Origin of the sequence: Pedococcus sp., from assembly GCF_036000045.1 — a bacterium.
Lineage (GTDB): Bacteria > Actinomycetota > Actinomycetes > Actinomycetales > Dermatophilaceae > Pedococcus.
This window is the reverse complement of record NZ_DASYGF010000053.1, coordinates 1-3,821: the sequence shown is the minus strand read 5'-3', so window position 1 is coordinate 3,821 and position 3,821 is coordinate 1. Positions and strand designations below refer to the sequence as shown.

Sequence of the window (3,821 nt, the reverse complement as noted above, 5' to 3'; positions counted from 1 at the left end):
GAGGCCCAGCTCACCCACCAAACCGCCACTCACGGCATACAAGTAGTAAGAACAGAAAGGACGCCCATCATGGCGAAGCTCTCCACCGACGAGCTCCTTGAGGCCTTCAAGGAGATGACCCTCATCGAGCTCTCTGAGTTCGTGAAGCAGTTCGAGGACACCTTCAACGTCACCGCTGCTGCCCCCGTGGCCGTTGCTGCGGCCGGCGCCCCGGCTGGCGGCGACGCCGCTGCTGTCGAGGAGCAGGACGAGTTCGACGTGGTCCTCGAGGCCGCTGGCGACAAGAAGATCCAGGTCATCAAGGAGGTCCGCGCGCTGACCTCCCTCGGCCTGAAGGAAGCCAAGGACCTCGTGGACGGTGCCCCCAAGGCCGTCCTGGAGAAGGTCGACAAGGCTGCCGCGGACAAGGCCAAGGAGGCCCTTGAGGGCGCCGGGGCCACCGTCACCCTCAAGTGACCTGAGCCTCCTCCGCCCACGGGCGCGGGGAGCGAGTGCACTGCACGAAGCGGGTCCGACCTCTGGTCGGGCCCGCTTCGGCGTGTGCCGGGCGGCGTGTCCGCGCTCTGGAGAGGCGCCCGGGGCTACCGGACCGTAACCTCGTGGTCGACCGGTCGTTATCCCGAACGAACCGGGGCCCTCTCGCGGGCAGTTAACTTTCACGACGAGGTGAGCAGTGGGCGTTGAGATCAAGGTCGAGGGCCTGACCAAGCGGTTCGGGTCCCAGGTCATCTGGAACGACGTCACGCTCACCCTCCCGGCCGGCGAGATCTCCGTCATGCTCGGCCCCTCGGGCACGGGCAAGTCCGTCTTCCTCAAGACGCTCGTGGGTCTGCTCAAGCCGGACTCGGGGTCCATCTGGATCCAGGACCGCGACCTGACCCGGCTTCGCGAGCACGACCTCTACGAGGTACGCAAGCTCTTCGGTGTCCTCTTCCAGGACGGCGCCCTGTTCGGCTCGATGAACCTCTACGACAACGTGGCGTTCCCGTTGCGCGAGCACACCAAGAAGTCCGAGTCCGAGATCAAGCGCATCGTCCTGGAGAAGATGGACCTCGTCGGCCTGACCGGCGCCGAGAGCAAGCTCCCCGGAGAGATCTCGGGTGGGATGCGCAAGCGGGCCGGACTGGCCCGCGCCCTCGTGCTCGACCCGGAGATCCTGCTCATCGACGAGCCCGACTCGGGCCTGGACCCCGTGCGCACCTCGTACATCAACCAGCTCTTCATCGACCTCAACGCCCAGATCGACGCGACGTTCCTCATCGTCACGCACGACATCAACACGGCCCGGACGGTTCCCGACAACATCGGCCTGCTGTACCACCGGCACCTAGCCATGTTCGGCCCGCGCGAGATGCTGCTCAGCTCGGAGGAGCCGGTGGTCCGCCAGTTCCTCAACGCCCAGACGATCGGCCCCATCGGCATGTCCGAGGAGAAGGACGCCGACGAGCTCGCCTCCGAGCAGGGCCAGGAGCTGCCGCCGCTGCCGCCGATCGCCCTCCAGCTCAAGACGAGCGACGGCACGCCGCGGCGCTCCGAGCGCCCGGCAGGGGAGTGGTGCCGCCTCAACGGCGTCACCCCGCCTCCCGGGTCGTTCCTGTCCGGCAGGGCCGGGGTGCCCGGCGTGGTCAACACACCGCCGGCCGACAGTGAGCCCACCACCGTCATCGCCGAGTCCGGGGCTGACTCCGTCCCCGAGGCGGCGTCATGAAGAACCCAGCCGTCGGAGCCCTGAGACAGAGCGGGTCGCTGTTCGCCCTCGTGCTCGACACGATGCGCGCCCTGCCGCGCCGGCCGTTCCAGACCAAGGAGTTCATCCAGCAGTGCTGGTTCATCGCCTCGGTCACGATCGTCCCGACCGCGCTGGTCTCGATCCCCTTCGGCGCGGTCATCGCCCTCCAGCTCGGCACGCTGACCCGTCAGCTCGGCGCGCAGTCCTTCACCGGTGCGGCCTCGGTCCTCGCGGTCGTCCGTGAGGCCTCGCCCATCGTCACCGCGCTGCTCATCGCAGGCGCCGGCGGCTCGGCGATCTGTGCCGACCTCGGCTCCCGCAAGATCCGCGAGGAGATCGACGCCATGGAGGTCCTGGGCATCAGCCCGATCCAGCGGCTCGTCGTCCCGCGTGTTCTCGCCGCGATGGTCGTCTCGGTGCTGCTCAACGGCCTCGTGTCGGTCGTCGGAGTCGCCGGTGGCTACTTCTTCAACGTCATCATCCAAGGCGGCACGCCCGGTGCCTACATCGCCTCGTTCACTGCGCTGGCCCAGCTGGCCGACCTGTGGACCAGTGAGGTCAAGGCCCTGATCTTCGGGTTCATCGCTGCCGTGGTGGCCGCCTACAAGGGCCTCACGGCAGGTGGCGGTCCCAAGGGCGTGGGTGACGCGGTGAACCAGAGCGTGGTCATCACCTTCATGTTCCTGTTCGTCATCAACTTCGTCGTCAGTGCCGTCTACTTCCAAGTCGTCCCCCAGAAGATCTGAGGAGGTGCCCGTATGAGCAAGGTTCTCGACCTCGCCGGCCGGCCCGTCGAGGCGCTCGACAGCCTCGGCGAGCAGATGCGGTTCTACGTGCGCTCCCTCGCGTGGAGCGGCCGCACCATCCGCCGCTACAAGAAGGAGGTCATCCGGCTGCTGGCCGAGGTCTCCCTCGGATCTGGCGCCCTGTCGGTGATCGGCGGCACGGTCGGCGTCATCGCGTTCCTCGCCTTCTTCACCGGCAGCCAGGTGGGCCTGCAGGGCTACTCCTCGCTCAACCAGCTGGGCACCGGCGCGTTCACCGGCTTCGTCTCGGCCTACCTCAACACTCGTGAGATCGCCCCACTGGTCGCCGGTCTGGCGCTCGCGGCCACCGTCGGCTGTGGCTTCACCGCCCAGCTGGGCGCCATGCGGATCTCCGAGGAGGTCGACGCCCTGGAGGTCATGGGCATCCCGTCACTGCCGTTCCTGGTGACCACGCGCATGATCGCCGGGTTCGTCGCGGTGGTCCCCCTCTACGTGCTGGGCCTGCTGTCGTCCTACGGGGCCACACGGTTCATCGTCGTGCACTACTTCGGACAGTCAGCAGGCACCTACGACCACTACTTCCACCTGTTCCTGCCGCCCATCGACGTCCTCTACTCGTTCCTCAAGGTGATGGTGTTCGCGGTCGTCATCATCCTCATCCACTGCTACTACGGCTACAACGCCTCGGGTGGCCCGGCCGGGGTCGGGGTGGCTGTCGGCAAGGCGGTCCGGACCTCGATCGTGGCCATCAACATCGTCGACTTCTTCTTCTCCCTCGCCGTCTGGGGCGCCACCACGACAGTGCGGATCGCGGGATAACCCATGGCCGACGCACCAACCGACGGCATCATGTCGCGCCTGGGCAACCATGCCTACGGCGTGGGCTTCATCGCTGTCGTCGCCCTGCTCATCGCCCTGTCCATCGCCTCGTTCCAGAAGCGCTTCACCGATGTCGTGCACGTGACGTTGCTGACCGACCGGATCGGGTCGCAGCTGCAGACGGCGTCCGATGTGAAGCTGCGGGGGCTCATCGTCGGCGAGGTGCGCTCGATCGAGACGACCGGGAACGGCGCCCGACTGGACCTGGCGCTCGACCCGGCGATGGCCCCACTGATCCCGGCAGATGTGACGGCGCGGTTGTTGCCCAAGACGTTGTTCGGTGAGCGGTTCGTGGACCTGGTGTCGCCGCAGGCAGGGAATGCGGCGACACCAATCCGCGACGGTGCGGTGATCGGGCAGGACAAGACGTCGGTGGCGATCGAGCTGGAGAAGGTCTTCGACGACCTGCTGCCGCTGCTGCGGGCCGTGCAGCCGGAGAAGCTGGC

General features: G+C 67.3%; 5 protein-coding genes. All 5 read left to right on the top strand.

The genetic code is table 11. The features are described from left to right. Nucleotides 1-69 precede the first annotated feature (69 nt). Nucleotides 70-456, top strand: a complete 387-nt coding sequence (rplL, locus tag VGN50_RS08640) for a 50S ribosomal protein L7/L12 (protein WP_327444347.1) — start codon at nucleotides 70-72, stop codon at nucleotides 454-456. Nucleotides 457-673: 217 nt separating this feature from the next. Continuing rightward, nucleotides 674-1,708 carry an ABC transporter ATP-binding protein gene (locus VGN50_RS08635; protein WP_327444346.1) on the top strand — a complete coding sequence of 345 codons (1,035 nt, stop codon included), beginning with the start codon at nucleotides 674-676 and terminating at the stop codon, nucleotides 1,706-1,708. Then, the gene (locus VGN50_RS08630) at nucleotides 1,705-2,475 is read left to right on the top strand and encodes an ABC transporter permease (protein WP_327444345.1); all 771 of its coding nucleotides are present in this window, start codon (nucleotides 1,705-1,707) and stop codon (nucleotides 2,473-2,475) included. The genes VGN50_RS08635 and VGN50_RS08630 overlap by 4 nt, the downstream gene beginning before the upstream one ends. A 12-nt stretch (nucleotides 2,476-2,487) precedes the next feature. Then, nucleotides 2,488-3,315 carry an ABC transporter permease gene (locus VGN50_RS08625; RefSeq protein ID WP_327444344.1) on the top strand — a complete coding sequence of 276 codons (828 nt, stop codon included), beginning with the start codon at nucleotides 2,488-2,490 and terminating at the stop codon, nucleotides 3,313-3,315. A 3-nt stretch (nucleotides 3,316-3,318) separates the two neighbouring features. Further along, a partial coding sequence (locus VGN50_RS08620) for an MlaD family protein (RefSeq protein WP_327444343.1) occupies nucleotides 3,319-3,821 on the top strand: 503 nt, incomplete at its 3' end.